The sequence below is a fragment of the Croceitalea sp. W27 genome, assembly GCF_055693185.1.
Genome location: NZ_CM146327.1, coordinates 1,875,419 through 1,902,145, shown reverse-complemented (window position 1 = coordinate 1,902,145; position 26,727 = coordinate 1,875,419). Strand labels below are relative to the sequence as shown.

Here is a 26,727-nt window from a genome sequence, read left to right as displayed (position 1 = left end):
CGGCAATGTCTTATCTTAAATGATTTATTAACCAACATTTTATGGCCGGTATGCAATTGCCTGAGTATTTAAAGGGTAAGGACGTCGCTGAGGGAGAAGCAGAAACTGAAACCAAAAAATCTACAACGCCTAAGAAAAAAGAGGAATAGGTCTCATAGATAAATTAATACAATTCAGGTCATTTCGAACCGAATAAAATGAGCGTGAGAAATCTAAGGAGTTTAGATTTCTCAATCGTCGCTGCAATCCTCATATCGAAATGACCCGTGGGTATTTTTTACGAATACAATGTTATTCTGAGCTGTCATGTTGAGCTTGTCGAAGTAGATAGCGAAAAATCTTAAGTTGAGATTCTTTATTTCATTTAGAACGACATTTTTTTTGATTAGGGATTTTGTATTGGAAATCCCTATTTTTGATTTATGAGCGAGACAAGACACAATTGGACCAAGGAGGAAATATTAGCAATTTACAATAAGCCTTTAATGGAGTTGCTTTATGATGCGGCAACTATGCACCGTAAATATCACGACCCAAACACGGTTCAGGTTTCCACCTTACTTTCTATAAAAACTGGCGGTTGCCCAGAAGATTGTGGCTATTGCCCACAGGCAGCTCGTTACCATACCGATATCGAGGGCAATGACCTCATGTCCGTACAACAGGTAAAAGCTCAGGCATTACGTGCTAAATCATCCGGCAGTTCGCGTGTTTGTATGGGTGCGGCCTGGCGTAATGTTAAAGATGGTCCTGAATTTGATCAGGTTTTAGAAATGGTTCGTACCATTAATAAATTAGATATGGAGGTTTGCTGCACACTTGGTATGATTACCGAAAACCAAGCAAAACGTTTAGCAGAAGCTGGGCTTTATGCTTACAATCATAATTTAGATACCTCAGAAGATTATTATAAAGATGTCATTTCTACAAGGGCTTTTGAAGACCGTTTAGAAACTATTGATAATGTTCGTAAAACCAATGTTACGGTTTGTAGTGGAGGAATTATAGGAATGGGTGAGAAAGTTGAAGACCGTGCCGGAATGCTTGTTGCTTTGGCGTCTTTAAGCCCACAACCTGAATCAGTACCCATTAATGCTTTAGTTGCTGTAGAAGGTACGCCCATGGAAGATATTGAGCCTGTTGCAATTTGGGAAATGATTCGTATGGTCGCAACTACACGTATTGTAATGCCAAAAACACAAGTGCGTTTATCGGCAGGAAGAACTGAAATCAGTAGAGAGGGTCAGGCCATGTGCTTCTTTGCAGGAGCAAATTCCATTTTTGCAGGCGATAAGTTATTGACCACTCCTAATCCTGATGTAAATGAGGATATGGAAATGTTCAAATTGTTAGGGCTCAATCCACAGAAAGCCTTTGTAAAAGCTCCACAGCCAGAAACAATTGAGGCTACAGCATCTAAGATCGAGCCACTAGGTGAAAAACCGAAGTGGACGCGCCCTGGCCATAAAATCGAGCGTAACGAGAATGCTAAAGCGAATTCTAAATTGGTAGAGAAAGAGTAAGTTTTATTTTTTTAGGATGCTTTTATTAATTTAGATAGTTCGTAAAACTATATTTTGGAACTTAACCTTCAAGAAATTCCTAGGGTAAAGACACTCTCTAAAGAAGAATTTATCCGAGACTATTTTAGACCACAGAGGCCTGTGGTTATTGAAGAATTTATTGAAGATTGGCCAGCCTATTCTAAATGGAGCTTGGAGTATATTAAAGAGGTTGCGGGTGAAAAAGAAGTGCCTTTATATGATGATAGGCCCGTAAAACATGATGAAGGTTTTAATCAGCCACACGCCAAAATGAAAATGGCTGATTACGTCGATTTATTGAAAAAAGGGCCAACTAAATTCCGTATTTTTTTGTGGAATGTTTTAAAAGAAGTGCCACAACTTCAAAAAGACTTTTGCTATCCTGATTTCGGAATCAAATTGATGAAAAACCTTCCGATGCTCTTCTTTGGAGGTGCCGATTCACATACATTTATGCATTATGACATCGATTTGGCCAATATCTTTCATTTTCATTTTGAAGGGCAGAAACAGTGTATTTTGTTTCCCCAGTCAGAAACAAAGTATTTATACAAAATACCACATTCTTTAATTGTAAGGGAGGATATCGACTTTTCCAATCCTGATTTGCAAAAATGGCCGGCACTAAAACATGCAAAAGGCTATATGGCAAATTTGGAGCATGGTAATGTAATTTACATTCCTGAAGGCTATTGGCATCATATGAAATATGTAACGCCTGGTTTTTCGATGAGCTTAAGGGCAATAGCCAGAAAACCCAAGAATTTTGGTAAAGCCGTTTATAATATTATGGTAATGCGCCATTTTGATAATCTAATGCGACGATTAAAAGGTCAAAAATGGATAGACTGGAAAAATGAACGGGCAATTGTCAATACCGATAAAGTATTGTCCCCTTGAGGGTACTTTAGGGGTGTTTAGTAATAAATTAGATATCGCACTAAGCTTAATCGAAGTATGTTTTGGGTTAAGTATTTGGAATCAACTCTTTAAGTTTTTCATACACCAAATGACTTTCCCAACCTCTATATAAAAGATAATCAGCTAATTTTTTTCTTCTTTTTTGAAGGTTGGTTGCGCTAATTTGAGAAAGTCTTTTTTTTGAAAGCGCATCTAAAGTTTCAAGATAAGCATCCTCATCAATTTCCTTGAGGGCGGTTTTAATATTGAATCTAGAGATATCACGTTTTTTTAGCTCATTTACAATGCGGTTTTTACCCCATTTTTTAATATTGAATTTACCCCTAGCAAAACTTTGTGCAAAGCGCTCTTCATTCAAAAAATTATGTGCTATAAGATGAGTAACTATCTGATCGATCGCATCAGGAATCATACGCATATCCCTAAGCTTTTGAACTACTTCTTTATGACAACGTTCTTGGTAGGCACAATAGCTTTCAAGTTTTCTAGTAGCTTCGGTTATGGAATAGGCTTTTAAGTGCATCGTTAACCATTAAGATATGTGATTAAAATGCTAATAAGGACGATAAGTGTAACTAAGATAATTATGAAAGCTATGAACATGACATTAAATAGTAATAACTTTAAAATGGACATTCCGATACTTAGTCGATATAACTTTCCAAATATATATGCATGGAGAAACAAAGTTATAAAGGTGGTAATAGAATATACTAGGGGATGAGTGATTAAGCTTATGTAAAAGAAAGTTAAGGCAACAATAAAACCAGTCCCCTGAATATATGAATTGAATACGAGATGTTCGGCATAGTTAAAGGTCTTTCGATAGATTATAAAGGTAAAAAGAGAATATAGAGGAATGAGTAAAAGTGTAACTATGTTAAAATATTTTAAAATCTCACCCTGTATTTTATCTGTGCCTTGTAAATCTAGATTCTTGATGCCAATATTTTGATAATTCTCAGCTAATTTTATATTGAAGTCAGTAAGATGCTCCATAAAATTATCGAGAAAAAAAGTAAAAGTGAACAAAACCAAAGTTGCACCAATAATTAGATATGTAAAGGGATGCACATATCTTTTTCTTACACCTTTTACATAATCTTCTAGAACTAATTGAGGTCTTATAATAAGTGATTTCAGCGTATAAAAGTACTTATTATCCCATCCAAAAATAGTCTCAGCAACATCTGATAGAATACGTTTTAAAGTAATCCTTTCAGTAATAACTTTAGCGCCACAATTTGGACAAAACGATGCTTCTTTAGCTACTTTATTATTACAATTAAGGCAGTTGGTCATTAAATGGGATTTCCAAGAGGGAATGAATGTACGAAAAAGTAGAAGCAGCTCAAACAAAAAAAGCGACCCCGTTATTGAGGTCGCTTTTGTTTATTTCAGCGTTTTACCATCTTTATCTTTAAAACGATATTCAAGATAGGTATAGGCATCTCTGGGCTGTACTTTAACCCATTTTTTATGCTCTAAAAACCATTTTTGACGAATAGAAGGAGTCCCCTTGGTCAAATAAGCTGCAATAAAAGGATGTATGTTTAATACAATACTTTTCTTCTTATTCGGGCCTTTTAGAATTCGTTCTAAATCGAAATTGATTTTATCTATCAAAACGATTGGCGCTTCTACCTCTTGGCCACTGCCATTGGGGTTTTCTTCACTGGTTTTGATATTCATTTCTGGTCGTACACGTTGTCTTGTTATTTGAACAAGGCCAAATTTACTAGGAGGCAAAATCTTATGTTTTGCGCGATCATCTTTCATCTCGTCCCTTAAGTGGTCAAAGAGTTTTTTACGATGGTCGCCTCTTACCATATCAATAAAATCAACAACGATAATTCCGCCCATATCACGAAGCCTTAATTGTCTTGCAATTTCTGAGGCTGCAAGCATGTTTACTTCTAAAGCGGTGTCTTCTTGATTTTTGGCTTTGTTAGAACGGTTACCGCTGTTTACATCTATCACATGTAAAGCTTCGGTATGTTCTATGACCAGGTAAGCACCTTTGCTCATTGTGGCGGTACGCCCAAATGATGTTTTTATTTGGCGCTCAATCCCAAATTTTTCAAATATTGGGGCTGGAGCATTATAATGTTTAACAATGGACTCCTTCTGCGGAGCTATTTCGTGCACATAATCCTTTATGTTTTCATAAAGCGCTTCATCATCAACATGTATTCCGGTAAAGGAATCGTTGAATACATCTCTAAGTATTGAAGAGGCTCTATTGAGTTCTACCAATACTTTAGATGGATGCTCTGCTCTATGTAAGGTTTTGCACATTGCTGTCCATTTATCCAGCAAGTTTTGGAGGTCTTTGTCAAGTTCTGCGACTTTTTTGCCTTCTGCAACAGTACGGATGATTACACCAAATCCTTTAGGTTTAATGCTTGTAACAAGTCTTTTTAACCTACTTTTTTCTTCGTTGCTTTCAATTTTCTGAGAAACTGAAACCCTGTCCGAAAAAGGAACCATGACCAAATAACGTCCAGCAATTGATAATTCTGAACTAATTCTTGGCCCCTTGGTTGATATGGGTTCTTTTACAATCTGTACTAATAATGACTGATTGGCTTTGATAACTTCGTTAATACTGCCATTCTTGTCTATATCTTTTTCAAATGGAAAGTCTTTCAAGGAAAAATCTCTTAGTTTTCCTGTTCTTGCTTGTTTTATGAACTTTAACATAGAAGATAACTGCGGGCCAAGGTCATGATAATGCAGAAAAGCATCTTTTTCATAACCCACATTTACGAAGGCTGCGTTTAGGCCAGTAACCGGTTTTCTTATTTTGGCGAGAAATACATCGCCCACCGAAAAGCTATTATTATCTTCTTCTTTATGAAGTTCAACTAGTTTTCCATCTTTTAATAAGGCAAAATCGACTGCGTCAGAACTAGATCTTACGATTAATTCTCTATTCATGTATCGATTTTTATCCGCCTATGGCGAATGATTAAAAAATATTTATAACGGCTTTTGTAGCCGTAATTTTATGCTAATTTGTGAACCGTGATGTCAATGAACGTATGATTAAAAATGAAAAAGTAGTCTAACAGACTACTTTTTCTTGTGTCGGTTTGCTCTCCGGCGCTTCTTGCGCTTGTGGGTAGCTACCTTATGTCTTTTTCTCTTTTTTCCACTCGGCATATAGTGTTGCTTTAGACGTTAGTATTTTATTTAACTTGTACGTTACTTTTTACTCCTTCTACAAAAACCTTCGCAGGCTTAAATGCAGGAATATTGTGCGCAGGAATTTTAATCGTAGTATTCTTCGAAATATTTCTTCCTGTTTTTTCAGCTCTTGTTTTAATGATGAAGCTGCCAAAACCTCTTAAGTACACATTATCACCATTCTCCAAAGATGTCTTCACTTCTTCCATAAAAGATTCAACAGTCGCTTGTACATCTCCTTTTTCAATACCCAGTTTCTCTGAGATTTTAGATACAATATCCGCTTTCGTCATTTCGTATTTATATTTTCGTTTTTTTAGGCTTGCAAATATATAAATGTTTTATATAAAGCCCTAAATTTTAAGTATATAAACTGTTACTTTGCGCGGATAGTATTTTAAGCGATGGATTTTTCTGAAAAAATACTGGCGTGGTACGCTGAAAACAAGCGCGAATTGCCTTGGCGGAACACCAGAGACCCCTACAAAATATGGTTGTCTGAAATTATGTTACAACAAACACGTGTTGCGCAGGGTTTACCCTATTATAATAAGTTTGTTTCAGAGTTCCCCAGTGTTTATGATTTGGCAGATGCTACTGAGGAAAAAGTATTGAAATTATGGCAAGGACTCGGGTATTATTCCAGGGCTAGAAATATGCATGGCACTGCCAAGACCATTGTTAAGGATTATAACGGGGATTTTCCTAAAACCTACAAAGAGTTACTAAGGTTAAAAGGAGTTGGCGACTACACTGCCAGTGCCATAGCATCAATAAGTTTTGATGAGCCAGAACCTGTAGTAGATGGCAATGTGTACAGGGTATTGGCGCGATATTTCGGTATTGACCTAGCAATTAATTCTTCGGAAGGGATAAAACACTTTAAAGATTTAGCTAGAGAGGTAATGCATGTTGGTGATGTAAGGGATTATAATCAAGGCATTATGGAATTTGGGGCAATCCAATGTGCGCCAAAAAAACCATATTGTTTACATTGTCCATTAAATGAAAGCTGTGTTGCCCTAAAAGAAAATCGAGTACATGAGTTGCCTGTCAAGTTGAAGAAAACAAAGATCAAGAATAGGTATTTTAATTATTTGGTAGTTTTTGACAATCAGAGCAATACGCTTTTAGAGCAAAGAACAGGTAAAGGAATTTGGCAAAACTTATATCAGTTTCCGTTAGTCGAAAGTGAAACAATTTTAGCTAAAGAGAAGCTAAAAGAACTCGCGACACAACATTTAGCTGCTAAAAAAATTACTGGAATCTACCTTTACAATGATAAACCTATTATTCACAAACTATCGCACCAACATTTACATACTAATTTTTGGATTGTACAGTTTGGCGAAGAAATAAAAGATGGTTTGCCATGGAAAGAAGTCATTAATTTTCCCGTTCCAGTTTTGATAGCCGACTTCATCAAAACCTTTAAAATTTAGTACTTTTGACATAATATAAAGTTATGAGCGGAACATTAAATAAAGTGATGCTAATCGGGCATCTAGGTGACGAAGTAAAAATGCATTATTTTGAAGGTGGTGGCTGTATTGGCCGTTTTCCTATTGCTACCAATGAAACTTATACCAATAAGCAAACAGGTGAAAAAGTGACCAATACAGATTGGCATAATGTTGTCGTGCGAAATAAAGCAGCTGAAATATGTGAAAAATACTTGAGCAAAGGCGATAAAGTATATGTGGAAGGGCGTTTAAAAAACAGGCAGTGGCAAGGTGAAGATGGTAATACCCGATATACTACGGAAGTACATGTTCAAGATTTTACGTTTTTGACCACAAAAAATGAAAGCGGAACTTCTGCACAACAATCACCACAGAATGCTAATGTTCAACCTTCGACTTCAAATACTCCCGCGAGTGCCGCGGCACCGGTTCAGAATGTTGAAGAAGAAGATGATTTACCATTCTAGTTAATTAAATTGTAACCATTTGGACCCAGAGCCTTATTGTTTACTAGTACTATTTCTTTCTTTTAACGGAGTCTTTGTGGCCAAGGTAGTTGTACTGGTGCTACTTTTAATCTGTTCTGCCTTAATTTCTGGGGCAGAGGTGGCTTTGTTCGGGCTATCGCAAACAGATTTAAATGCGATTGAGGAAGAAAGTACTTCTCGGGGAAAATTGATTATCAAACTCTTAGACCGACCTAAAAAGTTATTGGCTACTATTTTAATAGCGAACAATGCCATTAACATTGGTATTGTGTTATTGTTCAGCGCTATCGGTAACACCTTATTTTCGGAAATAGACCAAGTTTTGTTCGAGGTAATTTCGGTTCGGTTCGTTTTAGAGGTAATAGTAGCTACATTTTTAATTTTAATGTTCGGGGAGATTCTTCCAAAGATTTACGCCAATAGAAACAGAATTCAGTTTTCTAGTTTTATGGCCATACCGCTTAAGGTTTTTGATTTTGTACTTACACCTTTAAGTATGCCAATGCGTTCTGCGACCTTATTTCTTCAAGAAAAATTAGGAAAACAAAAATCTAATCTTAGCGTAGACCATCTTTCTCAAGCTTTAGAACTTACTTCTGAGGGTGATACCACAAAAGAGGAACAAAAAATATTGGAGGGCATTGTTTCATTTGGCAATACAGATACCAAACAGGTGATGCGACCGCGCATAGACATTTTTGCCCTAAATGAAGAGATGAAATTTCCTGAGGTAATGCAGGAAATAAAGAAAAATGGATATTCAAGAATTCCTGTGTTTGCCGAAAATATGGATAATGTTCTAGGCGTATTGTATGTAAAAGACTTGCTCCCTTACATCGACAGAAAGACTTTTAATTGGATGTCTTTGATTCGAGAGCCCTACTTTGTTCCCGAGAATAAAAAGTTGGATGACCTTTTGTTAGAATTTCAAGAACAGAAAAAGCATTTGGCCGTGGTAGTAGATGAGTATGGTGGAACCTCAGGTATAGTTACCTTAGAAGACATTATTGAAGAGATAGTTGGTGATATTAGTGATGAGTTCGATGACGAAGACTTGATATTTTCTAAATTGGATGACTATACTTATGTTTTTGAAGGAAAAACAACCCTAAAAGATTTTTATCGGGTTGTTAAAATTGAAAATGAAGAAGAATTTGAACTAAAAAAAGGAGAGTCGGAAACCATAGCCGGTTTTGTTCTAGAAATTTCTGGAAGTTTTCCAAAAAGGGGCGAGAAAGTGCTATTTAACGATTATCAGTTTATAGTTGAAAGCATGGATAAAAAAAGACTAAAACAAATTAAAGTAACCTTACCACATGAGAAATAGAATTTCAATCTTACTAACAGTGGTTGTATTACTTGTAAGCTGCAAAGATGAGGTGCTACCCAAACCTAAGGCTATGCTCCGATTGGATTTTCCTAAAGCGGAGTATATAGATTTTATCAGCGATTGCAACTATAAATTAGAGCTAAATGCGATAGCCAATGTAAAACAGAAATCAGACTGTTCTATGGTAATTGATTACCCGAATATAAAAGGCTCGGTTTATATTACTTATAAAGAAGTCGGCGATAATTTGAATACCCTTCTAAGAGACACTCAAAAACTATCTTACGAGCATGCGGTCAAGGCCGACAACATAGTTGAACAACCTTTTGTAAACCCTGAAAAAAAGGTATACGGCATGTTCTATGAAGTTACGGGTAATGCTGCTTCTCAGGCACAGTTTTATGTGACCGATAGTACTAATCATTTTGTAACAGGGTCACTCTATTTTTATGCCAAGCCGAATTACGATTCTATTTATCCTGCAGCCAACTATTTGCAAAGAGATATTCGCAGAATCATGGAGAGTATGGAGTGGAAAGACTAAATCAATCTTTATTTAGTAAGACTTCTGCCCTTTCAATACTAGAATTTATCTGTTCTTTAAGTGCTTTAACTTTCTCTTCTTCATCATTAAGCCATTCTTGCTTTTCCGGAGAAAGTTCTTTGCCCTCTAAAATTTCATCAGAATCAAAACGGTTGCCAAAGCCCATCATCCAATCCATCATTGATTTGTTGGCTTCCTGTAAATCTTTCATAGCGACTTCATATTGTTTTCCAGTGGCTGTAGTATCAACTTTGGCCTTTAGCTCTGCAACCAGTTTTGCCAATGTTCCCATTTTTGGCATGACCTCGTCATGAATCATCATTACCTCTTCCATCTGGGTAGTTTCTTTTTCTACTTTTTTTTCTTGCTTGCAAGATGCGGTTATTAACAAGAGAAGTAATACAACTATTTTGATTTTCATGTGAAATGATTTTATACTAACAAAATTAATGAACATAGTGCGAACACTCTCGAATAAAAGCGGACTTTTGTGGCTTACTTAAAAAAGGATAAAAAGTGCGGAGCAATAAATGGTTCTATCTTATAGTTTTATCGGTAATATGGGGTACTTCCTATATTTTAATTAAGAAGGGATTAGATGGGTTCACAGCGATTCAGCTTGGTGCGGTACGTATCGTAATTGCCGGGTTATTCCTTTTTTTAATAGGTTTTAAATCCTTAAAAACTATTTCTAAAGAAGAATGGAAATGGGTTGCCGTTTCCGGATTTATTGGAAGCTTTTTTCCGATGTTCTTATTTGCTTTTGCAGAAACGGAAATCGATAGCAGTATAGCATCGGTTTTAAATTCTTTGGTGCCTTTGTTCACCTTGTTTTTAGGATTACTTGTTTTCGGAGTTTCCTTTACTAAAAATCAATTTTTAGGGGTTCTGGTCGGGCTTATTGGGGCAGGATTTTTAATACTCTTCGGTCATAATGTTAATCCAAATCAAAACTATTGGTATGCAGGCTTTGTGATTATAGCTGCGATAGGGTATGCAGGTAACGCGAATATTATTAAAAGCAAATTACAGAACGTTTCCCCAATGGCCATTGCAGTGGGTAATTTTGCAACGATCATTGTACCTGCACTTGTAATACTTCCGCTGTCGGGATTCTTTAGTAATGAGGTCACTTCTGGTAAGTTCTTTTGGAGTTCTTTGGGCTATGTAATCGTTCTTTGTGCCGTAGGCACATGCGTGGCTAAGATTATGTTCAATAAATTGATACAACTATCTTCTGCGGTATTCTCGGTTTCCGTTACTTATTTGATTCCCATTGTTGGGATTTTTTGGGGATTATTAGATGGAGAGAATTTTAGTTTGCAGCAATTTTTTGCTACACTCTTGATTTTATTGGGGGTATACCTCGTAAACAAAAAAAAGACGCCTAAAAAGGCGTCTTAATTTTATAAAGTATGGGCTTAAAAGCTTACTCGAAATCGGCAGCATTTACGCCATCGTTAACTTTGATTTCCTTTACTATAAAATCAAACTTTTGTGGCCCCATCGTTTGAGTTAACGTGAAAGGGAACATAATTCCTGACACTTCTTTGTAATCTCCATAAGTAAGTGTTTGTTGCATTTGTTGCCCGCCAGCTTCTATATTGTTTACTTCTTGTAACTTCAATCCAGTTTCAAGATCATAGAAAACTGTTTTTTCATCGGTTACTTTAAGCTTGTAAGCTTTTTTATCACCAACTGCTTCAATACCATCAATGGTGATGCCGCCTGCAAGAAGGTAGTTTAATTCTGGAAAAGCAGCTGACTCCTCTTTTAACTTCTTCAACTCCTCATCAGATAAGTCTTTGCGTTGACCCTGAGCCATCATATAACCTTTGTCACCGTCGATAACCTGCTTCTGCATAGAATTGCCCATAACTCTTACATCTTGTAAAAATTGGTCTTTAGAAGTCTTTTTCATTTCAAGCTCTAATTTCATGCCTTGCATTTCTGCTTCGGCGAGCATTGCATAGGACTCAACACCATCTAATTTAGCTTTTCCGCCTATAGCATCAATGTACTTTTCAAGTACACTAGCTGCAGTAACCCCTTCTGGAATTGCCGCGTTGTAATCAGGCTTTTCGGTTTTTTCCGCTTTTTTATCGTAGTAAAGTACTGGAACTTTTTTTCCGTTGAATTCGATTTTTTCAAGATTTTCAGCAACATCGCTTCCCTTACCGGTAACTACGATACGGGCATTGTCAATTGAAAAATATTTTTCAGCAGCAGCCTTAACTTCTTCAACAGTAATAGCATTTATGCGCTCTAAATAGGTTTTGTAAAAATCTTTTGGCAAACCTTCTTTTTCAATATTAAGCGCATAGTTTGCGATGGTCTGTGGTCTTTCCAATGCTCTTACAAACCTACCGGAATACTTGGCTTTCGTATTTTTAAGCTCTTCTGCACTAACGGGTTCTTTGATGATTCTATTTATTTCACTCAGAATTTGAACGACTGAACTATCTGTCACCTGATTTCTCACCTGTGCATACGCGTTGAAACGAACGGGCTGATATTTGTCATTTCCAATCGAAGAATAAGAACCATAAGTATAGCCTTTATCTTCACGAAGATTTAAAAATAAACGGCCTTCACCACCACCACCTAAAATCTGGTTGGCAACAAGAGCCGGAAGATAATCCTCGTCCTTCATTTTTAGTTCAACTATATTTTGAACCGCAACTTCTGATTGAACTGCGTTGGGCATATCGACAAAGTTGATTTGTGTATACTGCGCATCTTTAGGTTTAGTATAACTTAATGATGGGGGAGTAGCCTTTGTCCACGGTGTAAAAGCTTCGGTAATCAACTTTTTTGAGCTTTCAAAATCTACATCACCGATAACCACTAGATAAGCATTTTCTGGAACAAAGTAATCTCTGTAAAATCCTTCGACATCTAGCAAAGTAACGTTATTGACCGTTTCTTCCGAGGTTATTTCACCATATGGGTGATTTTTACCGTAGGCCAATGCGCGTTGTACCTGAGATGCGATTGACGAAACATCGTTCTCTTGTGATTTTATACCCGTAATAAGTTTTGCTTTTTCCTTTTCAAACTCTTCTTGGGTGAAATTCGGATTAATAGCTGCATCTGCCATTAACTCCAATATTCTTGGGAAGTATTTCGAAAGTGAGCTTGCAAAAGCACTTTGAGAACCAAAATTGATTCTAGCACCTAAAAAATCAACTTCTTCATTGAATTCATCTTTCGGAATAGAAGTAGAACCATTACCCAAAAGACTAGCGGTTAGGTCTGAAACCCCAGCTTTATCACCTTCTAAAACCGGAGGGTTGTCAATGGTCAATTGAATGGAGACTCTAGGTAGCTTATGATTTTCAACTACCATTACCTTTAACCCATTTTTAAGCTGAAAAGAGTTAGGTTCATCTAAATTTATTTTTGGGGCAGGACCAGGTTCTGGCTGCTTAGTTCTATCTATTTGTGCGGTAACGTTAAAGGCAATAACTGCCATTACCAATGTTGTGAATAGTTTTTTCATTGCGATTTTTTCTTAAAATTCTGTTTTTTCTCCTGGCAGATAGTTAATAATAACACTCTGATTTGGTTTCAAATACTTAGTTGCTACCTCTTTTATCTCTTCTCGTGTAATCGAACGATAAATTTCTATCTCTTTATTGATAAGACTTGTGTCACCATAAAGCATATGATAGGTTGCCAAAGAACCAGCAATACCTTCTACGCTTGAGTTTGAGTTTACAAAGTTATTTTCAAACTTGTTTTGCAGTTTTTGGTAGTCTTTTTCAGAAATGAGATTATCTCTAACCAGTGCGACCTCTTCTTCCATTTCTTCTTGAAGAACTTCTAAGCTTGTTTCACCAACAGGTAAGGCAAAAACAAGGTACATACCATAATCTTGTTGGGCTATATTAAATGCCCCTACCTGTAAGGCTTGTTTTTGATCGTCTACAATCTTTTTGTATAATTTAGAACTCTTACCATCACTGAGATAGGTCGATATCATCTCTAATACATAAGCATCACGCTCAGCGAAACCGGGTGTTCTATAAGCCATGCCAATTGCTGGTATTTGAATGTTGGCATCATAGGCAGTAGCTATCTTTTGTTCTGTAATCGGTTGTTCTTTAGGATAATTACGAACAACATCTTCGCCTCTTGGGATATCTCCGAAATAATCTGAAACCAATTTTTTTGTTTCAGCAATATCAATATCACCCGCAACTACTAAAACTGCGTTGTTTGGTACATAATACTTCTTATTGTACGCTTTTACATCTTCAAGAGTAGCAGCATCTAAGTCCTTCATGTACCCAATGTTAGGGTCTTTGTATGGATGTACTTCGAACAAATTTTTACCCAAAACAGGTAATAATTGGCCATAAGGTGAATTATCATATCGCAGTCTTTTTTCTTCTTTCACCACTTCTTGCTGTGTATCTACACCTTTTTGGTCTATTACTGGGTGAAGCATACGTTCAGACTCTAGCCATAAACCTAACTTTAAGTTGTTAGAAGGAAAAACTTCATAATAATAGGTTCTGTCTTGTGAAGTGTTCGCATTATTTGTTCCTCCATTCGAAGAAACTATTTCAAACCACTTGCCTCGTTCAATGTTTTTAGTACCCTCAAAAAGTAAGTGTTCAAAGAAGTGGGCAAAACCCGTTCTACCTTCGGTTCTGTCTTTACCGCCAACGTGGTACATTACCGAAGTAGTTACAACCGGGGCTCCGTTGTCTTGATGCAATATTACATGCAAACCATTGTCTAGATCATACTCTTCATAGGCAACTTCCTGAGCGGAAAGTAGCCCTATTGAAGCAAGCACAAAAAAGGATAAAAAGGAAAATTTCTTCATTTTCTAGTGTTTAGAATTTAATGTTACCGTGAATTAGTCTACTGATATTCAAAAGTGTTACACGAATATAAATTTTTTAAAAGTTAGGATCGAAAAGGACAATCGTTTTAACAAGAATTTTTGCAATAATTCCGTAACTTATTACTCCATCCAAAAAATTTGAGAAATGAAAAATTTAACATTACCCATCCGTTTTGGTATAGTCACCAGTGCCGTTCTAATCGCTTACTTTTTGATACTCTCTTTGTTAGGAAAGCATACTAACGTTTTTTTTAGCCTATTTAATGGGGTAATTACTGGATTTGGTATTTATGAGACCCTTAAGATTGTGAAGCTACAAGAGGGTAATGGTTTTAATTACGGTAGTGGTTTTAAGGCCGGAGTTACTACCGGGGCTGTGGCGACTGCTCTTTTCACTATTTTCTTCGCATTCTATTCAACGGAATTGAATAGTTCTTTTTTAGAGGAATTATCTCAAGTTTGGAACAAGGATTATGGCAATTTTAAGGGAATAGTATTCTTTACCGTTGCAATAATGGGAGTGGCTACTTCTATTGTGCTTACCCTCACTTTTATGCAACTTTTTAAAACATCTAATAATTTAAAAAAATAATTGCGCAATTGCTTAAAAAAACCTTGTAGATTAATGAATTAGAAGTATATTTGCACCCGCTATTTGTGAAAATAGTGGTTAAAATAATTTAATTCAACGCATTATGTACGCAATTGTAGAGATGGCAGGGCAGCAATTTAAGGTTGCAAAAGACCAGAAAGTGTACGTTCACCGCATACAAACAGAAGAAGGTAAGAAAGTTACTTTTGACAAAGTCCTTCTTTTAGATGATAACGGTAACGTAACTGTTGGCGCCCCAGTCATAGACGGTGCGGCTGTAGAAGCCAAAGTCGTAAAGCACCTTAGAGGTGATAAAGTAATCGTTTTTAAAAAGAAAAGACGTAAAGGTTACAGAGTAAAGAATGGTCACAGACAGTCTTTAACAGAAATTATTGTTGAGAGCATTGTTGCCAAAGGAGCGAAAAAAGCAGCTCCGGCAAAAGCTAAGGCTGAGGCGCCAAAGAAAGCAGCGGCCCCTAAAAAGGAAGCAGCACCAAAAGCAGCTCCGGCTAAAAAGGCACCTGCAAAAGCTAAAGCTGATGATTTAAAGAAAATTGAAGGTATAGGCCCTAAGATTGCTTCAACTTTAATTCAAGCAGGTATCGCCACTTTCGCTGACTTGGCAAAAGCTAAACCGGCAAAAATTTCTGAAATCATCGCCGAAGTTCGTGGAAATCACGTAACCGATACTTGGCCAGCACAAGCAAAATTAGCTGCTGATGGTAAGTGGGACGAGTTAAAGAAATGGCAAGACGAATTAGACGGTGGTAAGGCGTAATTGCATTACCATTAATTATATAAAAAATTAAAACCTTATAATTATGGCACATAAAAAAGGTGTAGGTAGTTCTAAAAACGGTAGAGAATCAGAATCGAAACGCTTAGGCGTTAAGATTTTTGGTGGCCAAGCTGCCATTGCTGGTAACATTATTGTTAGACAGCGTGGAACAAAACACAACCCAGGTGAAAATGTGTATGCTGGTAAAGATCACACATTACATGCTAGAGTTGATGGCCTTGTAAAGTTTGAGAAAAAAGCTGGCGGAAAATCTTTCGTCTCGATAGAGCCTTTTGAGGCTTAGATTTTACGGTCTATAAAATTATTAAACCCTCACTTTTCAGTGGGGGTTTTATTTTTTTAAGAAATATTTATTTACCACCGTTGGTTACGAAATCCATTAGTTTTTGCAAACTCAACGGTAGCCACTAAATAATCTTCTAAGTTATATTTTGGAATTGGTAAAATACTTTCTAATAAAGTTGTGTCCCATTGTTGAGGCAGTGAAGTTAAATATGGGGTTAAATGCACTCCAATGGTTTCATAATAGAACTTTTCTAAAGTGTTTTCAAATTCAGAAGCAGTAGTTACAAGCTCTTGGGTTAGCTTAAAATTTCTAAAGTCGACCGTTTCTAAAATCTTGGTAATACCATTAAAAATGTTTGTACCGGCTGAGTTTACAATATTTAATTGTTGTACTGTAGTATCAAAAACCTTGGCAATTACTTTGGCGGCGTAATCAGTTGGAATAATGTTCAACAGACTATCCTTATTGGCTTGAATCCGAATAGAATCTGATGAGGTATTTCTATGAAAAAACTTTGCGAACAGATAGAAAACCATATACTTCGAGATAAAGAAATTCGGATTGCCCATAATATTGCCACCAAGAACACTTGGTCTTAATATTTGAATAGGTATTTCTGTTTCTTCACCAGCTTTTACCAAATACTTTTCTGCCGCATGTTTTGATGCTTCGTAAAAATTGCGATACTCGTTTTGTTCGGTATCAACGTAATTGTTGCTTAAAAAGCCCTCTAATTTACCTATAGAAAACGCGGTACTTATGTAAATAAATTTAGAAAGGTAGCTCTTGTATGCCGAGAAAATGCGTTTGGTGAGCGTAAGATTTTCCTTAAAAATTTCTTCTTTGCTATTTGGGTCCACAGAAAGGTTTACGAAACCTGCAGAATGAATAAAATGATACTTCTTGGTTTCATTAATAAAAGTCTGCGGTTCTAAAAACTTCTCCGCATCAACAACTTCAACCTTTTTAGATATTGCTATTCTATGTTCTCGAATAAAATCTGAAACAACGGGACTCTTCAATATATTATTAATACGAGTTTGAGGGGAGCTTGAATTTTTCTTTCTGACAATCAGGTAAATTTTTTCCAGAGTATCAAATCTACTTTCAAGTATTGAAAAGAGAATTTGCGACCCTAAGGTTCCTGTAGCTCCGGTTAAAATAATGTGCATTCTTATGATTGGTTTGTAAAGTGTTTTCAAAAAATAAACCCTTACACTAAGTAAGGGCTTATCTTAAAATTTATACTGATTTAGTATCTGTAATATTCTGGTTTGTAAGGCCCCTCTACGGTTACCCCAATATATTCGGCCTGTTCTTGTTTTAATTCGGTCAACTCTGCTCCTAAACGAGCCAAGTGTAATTTAGCAACTTTTTCATCTAAATGCTTAGGTAGCATATAAACATCGTTCTCGTAATTTGCACTGTTTTTCCAAAGTTCTATTTGTGCCAGAGTTTGGTTCGTAAAAGAATTGCTCATTACAAAACTTGGGTGCCCCGTAGCGCAACCTAAGTTTACCAAACGCCCTTCTGCTAAAACAATAAGATCTTTACCATCAATGGTGTATTTGTCTACTTGAGGCTTAATTTCATCCTTTGTATTTCCATATGCCCCGTTAAGCCAAGCCATATCGATTTCGTTATCAAAATGACCGATATTACAAACAATGGCTTTGTCTTTAAGAGCCCTAAAATGCTCTTCTCTAATAATATCTTTATTCCCTGTTGTGGTGATTACAATATCAGCATTGCCAATTACAGTTTCTAATTTCTTAACCTCAAAACCATCCATACAAGCTTGTAAAGCACAGATTGGGTCTATCTCAGTGACTGTAACTATGGCCCCAGCTCCTTTGAAAGAAGCGGCTGTACCTTTACCTACGTCTCCATAGCCGCATACAGTTACACGCTTTCCTGCCAACATGGTATCTGTTGCTCTACGGATAGCATCCACGGCACTTTCTTTACAACCATATTTATTGTCAAATTTTGATTTGGTAACCGAGTCGTTTACGTTAATCGCGGGCATAGGCAATGTCCCTTTTTTCACCCTTTCATAAAGTCTATGAACACCTGTTGTGGTTTCTTCAGAAAGGCCTTTGATACCTGCCGCAAGCTCAGGATACTTATCTAGAACCATATTGGTCAAATCGCCACCATCATCTAAAATCATGTTCAATGGCTGTCTGTCTTCCCCAAAAAACAACGTTTGTTCAATACACCAATCAAACTCTTCTTCATTCATACCTTTCCAAGCATACACGGGTATGCCAGCAGCAGCTATCGCTGCGGCAGCTTGATCTTGGGTAGAGAATATATTACAAGAACTCCAAGTTACATCCGCTCCTAAAGCAACCAAGGTCTCTATAAGTACTGCGGTCTGTATGGTCATATGTAAACATCCGGCAATTCTAGCACCTTTTAAGGGTTGCTCATTTTTATATTCTTCACGTAAGGCCATTAAGCCTGGCATTTCTGCTTCGGCAAGTTCAATTTCTTTTCTTCCCCAGTCGGCAAGAGAAATATCCTTTACTTTGAATGGTACAAACGGAATTGTTTTTGTGCTCATAATTATTTTCTATTTACTTTCGTAGCTTATATTTAGTGTGCAAAGATACGAAATCACTTAACTTTAGTTGTGCCCATTTACAAAACCATAACAGTTTCACAAGCTACTCAAGTTTATATTTGGAAGGTCATTGAATCGGAGGCCGAACTTTCTAAAGACGTGGTGCTTACGAAGCACTGTCAAGAAAGAATGCTGAGCATGAAATCTGAAATGCACCGAAGGGCATTCTTAAGTATTAGGCACTTGCTCAAACTGGCAAATTATGAGGATAAAGACGTATTTTACAATGAGTTTGGAAAGCCTCATCTAGTTGATGGAAAGCATATTTCTATTACGCATTCACATAATTTTACCGCAATAATAATAAGTTCAGATAAAGAGGTAGGTATCGATATTGAAAAACAACGAGATAAAATACTTCGGATAGCCCACAAATTCACGCCTATTCAAGAATACAGTACACTGGCCAATTCGGAAGCAATTGTTAGAAAACTTACTACTGTTTGGGGAGCCAAAGAATCACTATACAAGATTTACGCCCAACCGGGGCTTAGTTTTTTAAATCACATTGATGTAAAAGATTTTTCACTTGATGATGAAAGAACTACAGCAGAAATTTTATACGATGGTAAAAAATCAGATTTTGAGGTGTTCTTTTTTGAATTGGAAAGTTTTACTTGTGTTTACGCTTTAAAAAAATAAAACATGAATATATCAGTCGAATTAACATTTTCACCGTTACAGGATGATTTTGAAAGCCATATCATTGATTTTATCAAAAGTCTTAGAGCTTCTGGGCTTACCATTCTTGAGAACCCTTTAAGTACACAAGTATTTGGTGAATTTTCGCAGGTCATGAAAGTGCTCAATAAAGAAATAGAGAAAGCCTTTGAATTAATGGATAAAGGGCTCTTGTACATGAAAATCGTAAAATCTGATCGTAGCGAATATGAACCACATTTTTGATTGGTTATTTGCGCAATACCAAAGCACGCCTACACATTTAATTGTCTTGGAAATGATAGGGGTTGTTTTTACAATTCTAAGTGTATATTATTCCAAACGAGAAAATATATTGGTATATCCTACAGGCTTAATAGCTACAGGGTTGTACGTTTATATTCTCATTTACTATGGTCTATTGGGGGATATGCTTATTAATGCCTACTATTTTACCATGAGTATTCTGGGTTGGTATTTTTGGACGCGAAAGGTTGACGATACACACTTTATACCAATAACAAAAACTACAGTTAAAGAAAAGAAATGGTCGGTCCTTCTATTTCTAGGAGCATTGCTCTTTGTCTTTTTGATTTACTACCTCACTGATAGATATAACACGTGGACGGCTTATGTAGATACTTTTACCACAGCAATTTTCTTTGTGGGTATGTGGCTAATGGCAAAAAAGAAAATAGAAAATTGGTTGTATTGGATTATTGGTGATATTATAACAGTGCCCTTATATTGGTATAAGGGTCTTATTTTTAGTTCAATCCTTTTTGCAGTTTTAACGGTTATTGCCATTTATGGCTATAAAGCATGGAAGAAAAACTTAAACAAGAGCCCTCAGATATTATTAAAGTAGTTCTTTTTGGTCCGGAATCTACGGGAAAGACTACATTGGCAAAACAATTGGCCGCTCATTACAAAACCGCTTGGGTGCCAGAATATGCCAGAGAGTATTTGCAAGATAAATGGAACAAAGAGCAAAAAACTTGTGAACCAAAAGATTTATTACCCATAGCAATAGGCCAGATTGAATTAGAGAATCAGTTGACCAAAGAGGCCGACACAGTGCTTTTTTGTGATACAGATTTACTGGAAACCAAAGTATATTCTGAAGCATATTATATTGGGGAGTGTGACCCGCTTTTGGAAAAATATGCTCTTAAAAATTCTTATAATTTATATCTACTGACCAATATTGATATACCTTGGGAAGCAGATGACTTAAGAGACAAGCCAGATGAGCGCGAGCAAATGTTTCGATATTTTCATGATACCTTAAAGAATTACCATCGAAATTTTATTATTTTAAGCGGAGGGAAGGAAGAACGATTAAAAATAGCAATCGAACATATAGATAAATTAATAAAGCCAATGATCGAGTTTAGTAAAAAGGATCTAGAACAGTTGAAGGATAAAGGCATTTCAAAAGAAAAAGTATTAACTCAAATAGAGACTTTTAAGGAAGGAATACCTTTTGTAAATCTCGAGAAAGCTGCAATTGTAGATGACGGTATTTCTAAATTTTCTGAAAGCGAGCAAAATGATCTGATTGCTAATTTCGAAGACTCAAGAAAAAGATTGTCGCTTTTAAAATTTGTGCCAGCCTCAGGTGCAGCCTCAAGAATGTTCAAAGCAATGTTCAATTTTATAGACTCTTATAAACCTTCAAAGGAAAGTCTGGATGTATACCTTGAACGAACTGGTGATAAAGATGTAAAACAGTTCACAGATGGCATGAAAAATCTGCCCTTTCACGACTTAATATTTGATAGAATTGCAGAAAAGGCCGATTCAGAAGGCGAAATAGCGTACCACTTCGTAAAGGAAATGTTAGAAGAAGATGGTCTTAACTATGGTTTTTATCCAAAGGGCCTGCTTCCTTTTCATAAGTACGATTCAGGTTCGGCTACTCCTTTTGAGGAGCATTTAAAGGAAGCAGCTTTATATGCGAAAACGGAGGGTAAGGCCAATTTGCATTTTACCATTTCTGAGCAGCACGAAACCATGTTCAAAGCTGAAGAGAAAAATAGTGGCCCAAAGGTTTCAAAAAGTAACAATACTACTTTTGATATTACCTACTCTAATCAAAAACCATCGACCGATACCTTGGCGGTAACCGTGGATAATGGGCCTTTTCGGAATCCTGATGGGTCTATTTTATTCAGACCAGGAGGGCATGGGGCATTGATTGAAAATCTCAATGACCAAGATGCCGACATTATCTTTATCAAAAATATTGACAATGTTGTTATTGAAGAAAATCTAAGTGCCGTGTCTGATAGCAAGAAGGTATTGGCTGGGTTATTAATTAGACAACAAGCAAAGGCTTTTGAGTATGCCAGACTTTTAGATACAGAACAGATTACTTCAGAACAAGTTGCCGAGATTTCCAGTTTTTTAGAGAAAGAATTGAACGTAAAGATTGCAGAAGACATTAATGGCAAGAGCAATGCAGAAATAATCAAAATATTAAAGGATAAGATAGACAGGCCAATACGAATCTGTGGTATGGTCAAAAATGAGGGTGAACCGGGTGGTGGTCCTTTTTGGGTGAAAGGCGCAGATGGTACGATTTCTCTTCAAATTATTGAATCTGCTCAAATTGATATGAACGATACGACCCAAGTTGCTATTTTGAAAAATGCTACCCATTTTAATCCCGTAGACTTGGTATGTGGTATTCGCAATTATAAGGGAGAGAAATATAATTTGTTGGATTATATAGATACCAAACAAGGTTTTATTACCGGAAAAACCAAAGAAGGAAAAGAATTAAAGGCTTTGGAGCTTCCAGGGCTATGGAACGGCGCAATGGCCTACTGGAACACTATTTTTGTTGAGGTACCTTTGGTGACGTTTAATCCCGTAAAAACGGTAAACGATTTATTGAAACCGACACATCAGGTATAATTTTCGATTTTGCACTTGGTAATAGTGTGTAAAAAGTATACGTTTTTTTAAACTAGTATACATGTTTACACAGTTTCTGCTTTCTCAAATAAATTGCAATACACTAAAAATCAATAACTTAAATAATTATTTGCAAAATAACTTAGATGGCATTGTTTTTCCTTTAGACTAAGCAATTAAAGTTTAATCTAAATATAAAGAGAATGAAAAAGTTATTTTTTGCTACGGCATTAGTTTTAGGAAGTTTAACGGCAATCAGTGCCTCAACAACAGTTATCGAAGATGATAAGGGTATCGAGGTAAAAGTTAGTGAGTTTAAAGAGATTTCAGCTTCTGACTTGCCTGCTGCGGTTGTTAAAGCTTTAGAAACCGATTTTGCTGGTGCAACTATCAATAAGGCATATGTAAACGAAGAAAATCAGTACAAGCTAGAGGTGACCGCTCAAGACGGAACTGATGGAACTTTGTATGCAGATGCAGAAGGTAATTGGTTAGAAATGTAGTCGATTTTGGTTTGAGTTTTTCGTAACTAGATTTAAGGGGTGCATTTGCACCTCTTTTTTTATGATAATTTTACAATAAACACATACATAGGGCATTGTATCTTTACAATAATAAGATTGCCCCATGCCCCAAAAAATCTTAATTATTGAAGACGACATTGCGTTTGGTCAAATGTTGAAGAATTTCTTTTTAAAGAATGCCTGGCAAAGCGAGGTTTGTTCAACGGCAAAAGATGCTCGAGCAAACATTGACTCTAGCACTTATGATATTATTCTTTCTGACCTTAGACTTCCGGACAGTAATGGTATTGATTTGTTGTGCGAAATTAAAGAGATACATCCTAATACACCAGTTGTTTTGATGACGGGTTATGCCGAAGTCGGTACTGCGGTTGCCGCTATGAAAAAAGGCGCAGATGATTATATATCCAAACCGTTTACACCTGACGAGATTTTGATGGTTATCAATCAAGCCATGCAATTATCAAGAGCTACAACGATTCAGAAATCAGCTGATAGTTTAGTTTCTAAAGTGAAAAGTGATACTCAAGAGAATATTCTAGAGGGGGTTGATGAAAAATCTAAAAAGCTCCAAGAGCACATTCAATTGGTCGCTCCAACCGATATGTCCGTACTCATTACTGGTGAAAGCGGCACGGGAAAAGAAGTAGCTGCCAAGGCCATACATGAAAATAGCAACCGAAAACGTAATAATTTCATAGCTGTCGATTGTGGGGCTATACCCAAAGAATTGGCAACAAGTGAATTTTTTGGTCATTTAAAAGGAAGTTTTACGGGAGCAGTAAATGATAAAATAGGTCATTTTGAAGCAGCCAATGGGGGCACCTTGTTTTTAGATGAAATTGGTAATCTGAGCTACGAAAATCAAGTTCAGTTACTCAGGGCAATTCAAGAACGAAAAATTAAGCGAGTAGGCAGCACTGATGAGATTTTAATAGATGTCAGAATTATAAGTGCTACTAATGAGAACCTGCAAAATGCCGTTAAAAAGAATGCGTTTAGAGAAGATTTATACCATCGGTTGAATGAATTTTCTGTTGAGGTTCCGGCTTTAAGGGAACGCCTTGAAGACTTGTTAGTATTTGCCGAACATTTTTTAAAGAAGGCCAACGATGAGCTGAATAAGGACATTATAGGTTTTTCTAAAGAAGCGATTGCGCTTTTTCAAAAATACAGTTGGCCCGGAAATTTAAGAGAACTTAAAAATGTAATTAAAAGGGCCGTTCTACTATCCACAAAGACATACATTGATATTGATGCTTTACCAAAAGAGGTAATAAATGTCGATAATTACAATGATGGGTTCTCAGCTTCCTTTTCTAAATCAAATTATGAAAAAGAGCAAATAGTTAGGGCCTTAAAAAAAACTAACTTTAACAAATCAAAAGCTGCGGAACTACTTCAAATTACAAGAAAAACACTTTACAATAAAATCAGTCATTACAATCTTGATGTATAATGAAATCGTTTTGTATTGTTCTCACGAGGTTATTTACATGTTTTTTTAAAACATTAAATATAGCTGTCATTTTTTCTGAATCGCTTTGTTGTGCCATTACTTCAAGTTGTTCTAAGTAAGGAACGATTTTATATGCTTTGAGCTGCCGAAACATCGGTAACATTTGATGGGCTAGTTCATTTACCTTTTTAACCTTTCTAAGTGCAATAAATTCCTTAAGTCTTCTAATGTTTTCTTGGCTTGTTTGTGAAAAGGTTGTTAGCACATCTTTTACAATAAGGGTGTCATCCCCTAAAAAAGCTTTAATATCGGTTAGGTCGTATAAACCGGCCTCTTTATTTAAAGTAGTTTTTGCTGTTTTTTTATCACGCGTGTAGTTGTTTTTTACTTTTGGGAAGCTCTTAACTAGCTTCTCTAGAAAAACCTCTTTTGTAAATGGCTTTTGTACAACTTTAGTGAACCCCTTAGAAATATAGAATTGTTCATCAATATGTGTTTGCCCCGTCATGGCCAAAATGGGTTGTTGGTTGTAGTGCTGATAATCGCCTGACCGTAATTTTTTAGCCACCTTAAAACCATCTACGGTAGGCATTTGAATATCGGTAAGCACTGCATCGTAATGGATAGCATCATTTTTTTGAATACTATCGAAATTCGAAAAGGTATGGGCGCCAATTCCTAAGGTGTTGCACATTTCTTTTAGCATATCTAACAGGGCCAAATCGTCATCAATAATAAGTAAGGTGATGCTATTCAATTTAGCATGTTCAATTTTGGCAGGGCTTTTTTGAGCAAAAACAAAGGGAATGGTAAAAGTGAAGGTGCTGCCTTTACCTTCTTTACTTTTCAATTGTATGGTACCGCCAAGTAGCTCAATGAGTTTTTTTGAAATGGTCAATCCCAATCCATAACCCCCATACTTTTTCCCAATAGTATCTTCTCCCTGTGAAAATTCTTGAAAAATGGCTTTCTGTAGTTCCTTTTTAATACCGATTCCGGTATCCGCCACGTCTATACGAAGTGTATTTTCTTTTTCAATATTTGCTTTAATGGTAACTGAACCTTTGTGCGTAAACTTTATTGCATTGCCTATTAGGTTGGCCAGAATCTGCTTTACACGAAGGGCATCACCAATAATTTCATTTTTAAGTTTGTGAGAAATATCTAAGATTAATACTACCCTTTTTTTATCATGAAATTCCTTTAGGTCTTCGGCGAGTTGAGTTATTAATTGATCAATTCGAAAAGAACTATCTTCTAACTTTATTTTTCCTGCCTCAATTTTCGAAAAATCCAAGAGGTCGTTTACCAAACCATCAACATATTTAGATGCTGATGCTACGCTTTCTACATAATTTAGCTGAGTATCATTTAAAGGAGTTGTGTGCAGTAAATCTGAATAACCGAGTATAGTATTTAAAGGGGTTTTAAGATCATGGCCAACAGTGGCGATTAATTGTTCTCTACTCCTTAAAACCGATTCAGAAAAAGCTTTTTCAGATTCAAGTTTGCGTCGATACGTCTGAATTCTCCAAAAATCTTTATTGATTAAAAAGGTGAACAGGGCAACCACTAAAAGTCCTATTATTGCAGTTATTCCAGCCAGGCGAATACTTTTTGCCAAGGCATTGTTCTTTATTTTTTCGTTCGTAATGGTATTTGATGTAATCTCTTCACTAATTACTGAAATTATACGCTGCAGTTTAAGTGATAGGGTAAGGTTTGCATTTGAAAGCTCTCTTTCTTTTTTACTCAGCTCATAGTTTGTTTTCTCACTTTGAAGTTTGGCTTCGGATAATATAAGCTTTGAAGCAGCCAAAACGGAATCCAATTTTTTAGATTTTTCGTCATCCGGGATATTCTTGTTTAGAAAAGAAACATAATTTTTTATAACCTCCCTGCTTTTATCGGGCAACTTTTTAAAGTTGGAAACGAAAGATTCAGGAGTAATATGACCAATTGAAACTTCAATCTTACCAAATTCTTTTAAAAGAGAGTCTATTGAATTGCTCGTGTTATTTTTTCTGCGCAACTTTCTTAGTTCACTTACATTAAAGACTTTTTGTTGTAATAAAAGTTGAATACTATCCAGCAACTGCTTTTGCGTGTCGCTTTTTGAATTTACTTTTAAGGTATCTATTTCTGAAAAAAGCGAGTCTACCTTTTGGGTATATTTCTTAAGGCTTGTATTGGTATTTCTTTGTTGCGCTAGGGTAGAAAGGTTCTCTGAGATATATATTCCTGTTAGTAGTGAACTGGTTTTCAATAGTTTTTCATCATTTCTTTCTAAAAGATCAGAAGAAGTATATGTTTTAATTTCTGAGTAAATAAATATACTTGCAATAAGCCCCAAAAGCACCAGCAATGCATAGCTAACAATTATTTTTGCCGTAAAACTTCTGCGGGATCTATCTTTCATAAGCCCTAAGTTCTCTTTTTGATATAATACCTACGTTTTAAGGCTGCTGTTAGATACCAATGGTATGTTAATACTGTCGATACCATTTTTAGGGTTCGTT

Annotated in this window: 26 protein-coding genes; 16 read left to right on the top strand and 10 right to left on the bottom strand. The window is 36.2% G+C overall.

The annotated features are described in order from the left end of the window. Window positions 1-422: 422 nt before the first annotated feature. Together bioB and ACZ1GR_RS08600 are read left to right on the top strand one after the other, a co-directional pair. Complete coding sequence (gene bioB, locus ACZ1GR_RS08605) at window positions 423-1,523, top strand: biotin synthase BioB (RefSeq protein WP_472611723.1); 1,101 nt, start codon at window positions 423-425, stop codon at window positions 1,521-1,523. A 54-nt stretch (window positions 1,524-1,577) separates the two neighbouring features. Further along, entirely contained in the window at window positions 1,578-2,444 is an 867-nt protein-coding gene (locus ACZ1GR_RS08600) for a cupin-like domain-containing protein (RefSeq protein WP_472611722.1), read from the top strand. A 67-nt stretch (window positions 2,445-2,511) separates the two neighbouring features. On the opposite strand, the gene ACZ1GR_RS08595 is transcribed toward ACZ1GR_RS08600, so the two are convergent. The 4 genes from ACZ1GR_RS08595 to ACZ1GR_RS08580 all read right to left on the bottom strand — a co-directional run bounded on the left by ACZ1GR_RS08595 (window position 2,512) and on the right by ACZ1GR_RS08580 (window position 5,947). Next, on the bottom strand, window positions 2,512-2,988 hold the full coding sequence (locus tag ACZ1GR_RS08595) for a regulatory protein RecX (protein ID WP_472611721.1): 477 nt from the start codon (window positions 2,986-2,988) through the stop codon (window positions 2,512-2,514). 2 nt (window positions 2,989-2,990) lie between these two features. Continuing rightward, window positions 2,991-3,767, bottom strand: a complete 777-nt coding sequence (locus tag ACZ1GR_RS08590) for a DUF3667 domain-containing protein (protein WP_472611720.1) — start codon at window positions 3,765-3,767, stop codon at window positions 2,991-2,993. A 90-nt stretch (window positions 3,768-3,857) separates the two neighbouring features. Continuing rightward, a complete protein-coding gene (locus ACZ1GR_RS08585; RefSeq protein ID WP_472611719.1) occupies window positions 3,858-5,405 on the bottom strand; it encodes an Rne/Rng family ribonuclease in 1,548 nt (515 codons plus the stop codon). A gap of 251 nt (window positions 5,406-5,656) precedes the next feature. Then, window positions 5,657-5,947 carry an HU family DNA-binding protein gene (locus tag ACZ1GR_RS08580; RefSeq protein WP_010516435.1) on the bottom strand — a complete coding sequence of 97 codons (291 nt, stop codon included), beginning with the start codon at window positions 5,945-5,947 and terminating at the stop codon, window positions 5,657-5,659. Between the two features lie 111 nt (window positions 5,948-6,058). Here ACZ1GR_RS08580 and mutY point away from each other — a divergent pair, with 111 nt between their 5' ends. From mutY to gldD, 4 genes are read left to right on the top strand one after another with little or no spacing between them, the layout of a single operon-like run. Further along, window positions 6,059-7,096, top strand: a complete 1,038-nt coding sequence (gene mutY, locus ACZ1GR_RS08575) for an A/G-specific adenine glycosylase (RefSeq protein WP_472611718.1) — start codon at window positions 6,059-6,061, stop codon at window positions 7,094-7,096. Between the two features lie 23 nt (window positions 7,097-7,119). Beyond that, window positions 7,120-7,584: a single-stranded DNA-binding protein gene (locus ACZ1GR_RS08570; RefSeq protein ID WP_472611717.1), complete on the top strand. Its 465-nt coding sequence runs from the start codon at window positions 7,120-7,122 to the stop codon at window positions 7,582-7,584. Window positions 7,585-7,603: 19 nt separating this feature from the next. Then, window positions 7,604-8,932 (top strand): gliding motility-associated protein GldE, encoded by a 1,329-nt coding sequence (locus ACZ1GR_RS08565; protein WP_472611716.1) that lies wholly within the window; start codon window positions 7,604-7,606, stop codon window positions 8,930-8,932. Next, window positions 8,922-9,479 (top strand): gliding motility lipoprotein GldD, encoded by a 558-nt coding sequence (gldD, locus tag ACZ1GR_RS08560; protein WP_472611715.1) that lies wholly within the window; start codon window positions 8,922-8,924, stop codon window positions 9,477-9,479. The genes ACZ1GR_RS08565 and gldD overlap by 11 nt, the downstream gene beginning before the upstream one ends. Window position 9,480: 1 nt before the next feature. Here gldD and ACZ1GR_RS08555 read toward each other — a convergent pair whose 3' ends face one another. Continuing rightward, window positions 9,481-9,900 carry a hypothetical protein gene (locus ACZ1GR_RS08555; protein WP_472611714.1) on the bottom strand — a complete coding sequence of 140 codons (420 nt, stop codon included), beginning with the start codon at window positions 9,898-9,900 and terminating at the stop codon, window positions 9,481-9,483. A gap of 95 nt (window positions 9,901-9,995) precedes the next feature. On the opposite strand from ACZ1GR_RS08555, the gene ACZ1GR_RS08550 reads away from it, so the two are divergent. Continuing rightward, window positions 9,996-10,883, top strand: coding sequence for a DMT family transporter (locus tag ACZ1GR_RS08550; protein ID WP_472611713.1), 888 nt, complete (start codon window positions 9,996-9,998; stop codon window positions 10,881-10,883). 25 nt (window positions 10,884-10,908) lie between these two features. On the opposite strand, the gene ACZ1GR_RS08545 is transcribed toward ACZ1GR_RS08550, so the two are convergent. Both ACZ1GR_RS08545 and ACZ1GR_RS08540 read right to left on the bottom strand, forming a co-directional pair. After that, window positions 10,909-12,981: a M16 family metallopeptidase gene (locus tag ACZ1GR_RS08545; RefSeq protein ID WP_472611712.1), complete on the bottom strand. Its 2,073-nt coding sequence runs from the start codon at window positions 12,979-12,981 to the stop codon at window positions 10,909-10,911. 12 nt (window positions 12,982-12,993) lie between these two features. Then, on the bottom strand, window positions 12,994-14,316 hold the full coding sequence (locus ACZ1GR_RS08540) for a M16 family metallopeptidase (RefSeq protein ID WP_472611711.1): 1,323 nt from the start codon (window positions 14,314-14,316) through the stop codon (window positions 12,994-12,996). 166 nt (window positions 14,317-14,482) lie between these two features. On the opposite strand from ACZ1GR_RS08540, the gene ACZ1GR_RS08535 reads away from it, so the two are divergent. From ACZ1GR_RS08535 to rpmA, 3 genes are all read left to right on the top strand, one after another. Next, window positions 14,483-14,929 (top strand): DUF4199 domain-containing protein, encoded by a 447-nt coding sequence (locus ACZ1GR_RS08535; protein WP_472611710.1) that lies wholly within the window; start codon window positions 14,483-14,485, stop codon window positions 14,927-14,929. A gap of 103 nt (window positions 14,930-15,032) precedes the next feature. Beyond that, window positions 15,033-15,707 (top strand): 50S ribosomal protein L21, encoded by a 675-nt coding sequence (gene rplU / locus ACZ1GR_RS08530; RefSeq protein WP_472611709.1) that lies wholly within the window; start codon window positions 15,033-15,035, stop codon window positions 15,705-15,707. Between the two features lie 43 nt (window positions 15,708-15,750). Beyond that, window positions 15,751-16,011: a 50S ribosomal protein L27 gene (gene rpmA, locus ACZ1GR_RS08525; protein ID WP_377766105.1), complete on the top strand. Its 261-nt coding sequence runs from the start codon at window positions 15,751-15,753 to the stop codon at window positions 16,009-16,011. Between the two features lie 71 nt (window positions 16,012-16,082). Here rpmA and ACZ1GR_RS08520 read toward each other — a convergent pair whose 3' ends face one another. Continuing rightward, the gene (locus ACZ1GR_RS08520; protein ID WP_472611708.1) at window positions 16,083-17,186 is read right to left on the bottom strand and encodes an SDR family oxidoreductase; all 1,104 of its coding nucleotides are present in this window, start codon (window positions 17,184-17,186) and stop codon (window positions 16,083-16,085) included. Between the two features lie 80 nt (window positions 17,187-17,266). Next, window positions 17,267-18,583 (bottom strand): adenosylhomocysteinase, encoded by a 1,317-nt coding sequence (gene ahcY, locus ACZ1GR_RS08515; protein ID WP_472611707.1) that lies wholly within the window; start codon window positions 18,581-18,583, stop codon window positions 17,267-17,269. A gap of 69 nt (window positions 18,584-18,652) precedes the next feature. Here ahcY and ACZ1GR_RS08510 point away from each other — a divergent pair, with 69 nt between their 5' ends. The 6 genes from ACZ1GR_RS08510 (at window position 18,653) to ACZ1GR_RS08485 (ending at window position 24,208) form a co-directional block, all read left to right on the top strand. Next, window positions 18,653-19,285 (top strand): 4'-phosphopantetheinyl transferase family protein, encoded by a 633-nt coding sequence (locus tag ACZ1GR_RS08510; protein ID WP_472611706.1) that lies wholly within the window; start codon window positions 18,653-18,655, stop codon window positions 19,283-19,285. A gap of 3 nt (window positions 19,286-19,288) precedes the next feature. Then, the gene (locus ACZ1GR_RS08505) at window positions 19,289-19,549 is read left to right on the top strand and encodes a thiamine-binding protein (RefSeq protein ID WP_472611705.1); all 261 of its coding nucleotides are present in this window, start codon (window positions 19,289-19,291) and stop codon (window positions 19,547-19,549) included. Beyond that, window positions 19,533-20,171: a nicotinamide riboside transporter PnuC gene (gene pnuC, locus ACZ1GR_RS08500; protein WP_472611704.1), complete on the top strand. Its 639-nt coding sequence runs from the start codon at window positions 19,533-19,535 to the stop codon at window positions 20,169-20,171. Before ACZ1GR_RS08505 ends, pnuC begins: the two co-directional genes overlap by 17 nt. After that, window positions 20,126-22,225, top strand: a complete 2,100-nt coding sequence (locus ACZ1GR_RS08495) for a DUF4301 family protein (RefSeq protein WP_472611703.1) — start codon at window positions 20,126-20,128, stop codon at window positions 22,223-22,225. Before pnuC ends, ACZ1GR_RS08495 begins: the two co-directional genes overlap by 46 nt. A gap of 203 nt (window positions 22,226-22,428) precedes the next feature. Beyond that, on the top strand, window positions 22,429-22,728 hold the full coding sequence (locus ACZ1GR_RS08490; RefSeq protein ID WP_377766098.1) for a hypothetical protein: 300 nt from the start codon (window positions 22,429-22,431) through the stop codon (window positions 22,726-22,728). A gap of 124 nt (window positions 22,729-22,852) precedes the next feature. Further along, complete coding sequence (locus ACZ1GR_RS08485) at window positions 22,853-24,208, top strand: sigma-54-dependent transcriptional regulator (protein ID WP_472611702.1); 1,356 nt, start codon at window positions 22,853-22,855, stop codon at window positions 24,206-24,208. On the opposite strand, the gene ACZ1GR_RS08480 is transcribed toward ACZ1GR_RS08485, so the two are convergent. Then, complete coding sequence (locus ACZ1GR_RS08480; protein WP_472611701.1) at window positions 24,183-26,627, bottom strand: hybrid sensor histidine kinase/response regulator; 2,445 nt, start codon at window positions 26,625-26,627, stop codon at window positions 24,183-24,185. The genes ACZ1GR_RS08485 and ACZ1GR_RS08480 overlap by 26 nt on opposite strands. Between the last annotated feature and the right edge of the window lie 100 nt (window positions 26,628-26,727).

What these genes read in the sequence shown, in the direction of transcription:
- rpmA (WP_377766105.1), top strand. Translation starts at nt 15,751, where the DNA reads ATGGCACATAAAAAAGGTGTAGGTAGTTCTAAAAACGGTAGAGAATCA.
- ACZ1GR_RS08490 (WP_377766098.1), top strand. Translation starts at nt 22,429, where the DNA reads ATGAAAAAGTTATTTTTTGCTACGGCATTAGTTTTAGGAAGTTTAACG.
- pnuC (WP_472611704.1), top strand. Translation starts at nt 19,533, where the DNA reads ATGAACCACATTTTTGATTGGTTATTTGCGCAATACCAAAGCACGCCT.
- ahcY (WP_472611707.1), bottom strand. Translation starts at nt 18,583, where the DNA reads ATGAGCACAAAAACAATTCCGTTTGTACCATTCAAAGTAAAGGATATT.
- ACZ1GR_RS08545 (WP_472611712.1), bottom strand. Translation starts at nt 12,981, where the DNA reads ATGAAAAAACTATTCACAACATTGGTAATGGCAGTTATTGCCTTTAAC.
- ACZ1GR_RS08505 (WP_472611705.1), top strand. Translation starts at nt 19,289, where the DNA reads ATGAATATATCAGTCGAATTAACATTTTCACCGTTACAGGATGATTTT.
- ACZ1GR_RS08485 (WP_472611702.1), top strand. Translation starts at nt 22,853, where the DNA reads ATGCCCCAAAAAATCTTAATTATTGAAGACGACATTGCGTTTGGTCAA.
- ACZ1GR_RS08520 (WP_472611708.1), bottom strand. Translation starts at nt 17,186, where the DNA reads ATGCACATTATTTTAACCGGAGCTACAGGAACCTTAGGGTCGCAAATT.
- ACZ1GR_RS08495 (WP_472611703.1), top strand. Translation starts at nt 20,126, where the DNA reads ATGGAAGAAAAACTTAAACAAGAGCCCTCAGATATTATTAAAGTAGTT.
- ACZ1GR_RS08595 (WP_472611721.1), bottom strand. Translation starts at nt 2,988, where the DNA reads ATGCACTTAAAAGCCTATTCCATAACCGAAGCTACTAGAAAACTTGAA.
- ACZ1GR_RS08590 (WP_472611720.1), bottom strand. Translation starts at nt 3,767, where the DNA reads ATGACCAACTGCCTTAATTGTAATAATAAAGTAGCTAAAGAAGCATCG.
- gldD (WP_472611715.1), top strand. Translation starts at nt 8,922, where the DNA reads ATGAGAAATAGAATTTCAATCTTACTAACAGTGGTTGTATTACTTGTA.
- ACZ1GR_RS08555 (WP_472611714.1), bottom strand. Translation starts at nt 9,900, where the DNA reads ATGAAAATCAAAATAGTTGTATTACTTCTCTTGTTAATAACCGCATCT.
- bioB (WP_472611723.1), top strand. Translation starts at nt 423, where the DNA reads ATGAGCGAGACAAGACACAATTGGACCAAGGAGGAAATATTAGCAATT.
- mutY (WP_472611718.1), top strand. Translation starts at nt 6,059, where the DNA reads ATGGATTTTTCTGAAAAAATACTGGCGTGGTACGCTGAAAACAAGCGC.
- ACZ1GR_RS08580 (WP_010516435.1), bottom strand. Translation starts at nt 5,947, where the DNA reads ATGACGAAAGCGGATATTGTATCTAAAATCTCAGAGAAACTGGGTATT.
- ACZ1GR_RS08535 (WP_472611710.1), top strand. Translation starts at nt 14,483, where the DNA reads ATGAAAAATTTAACATTACCCATCCGTTTTGGTATAGTCACCAGTGCC.
- ACZ1GR_RS08480 (WP_472611701.1), bottom strand. Translation starts at nt 26,627, where the DNA reads ATGAAAGATAGATCCCGCAGAAGTTTTACGGCAAAAATAATTGTTAGC.
- ACZ1GR_RS08570 (WP_472611717.1), top strand. Translation starts at nt 7,120, where the DNA reads ATGAGCGGAACATTAAATAAAGTGATGCTAATCGGGCATCTAGGTGAC.
- rplU (WP_472611709.1), top strand. Translation starts at nt 15,033, where the DNA reads ATGTACGCAATTGTAGAGATGGCAGGGCAGCAATTTAAGGTTGCAAAA.
- ACZ1GR_RS08585 (WP_472611719.1), bottom strand. Translation starts at nt 5,405, where the DNA reads ATGAATAGAGAATTAATCGTAAGATCTAGTTCTGACGCAGTCGATTTT.
- ACZ1GR_RS08540 (WP_472611711.1), bottom strand. Translation starts at nt 14,316, where the DNA reads ATGAAGAAATTTTCCTTTTTATCCTTTTTTGTGCTTGCTTCAATAGGG.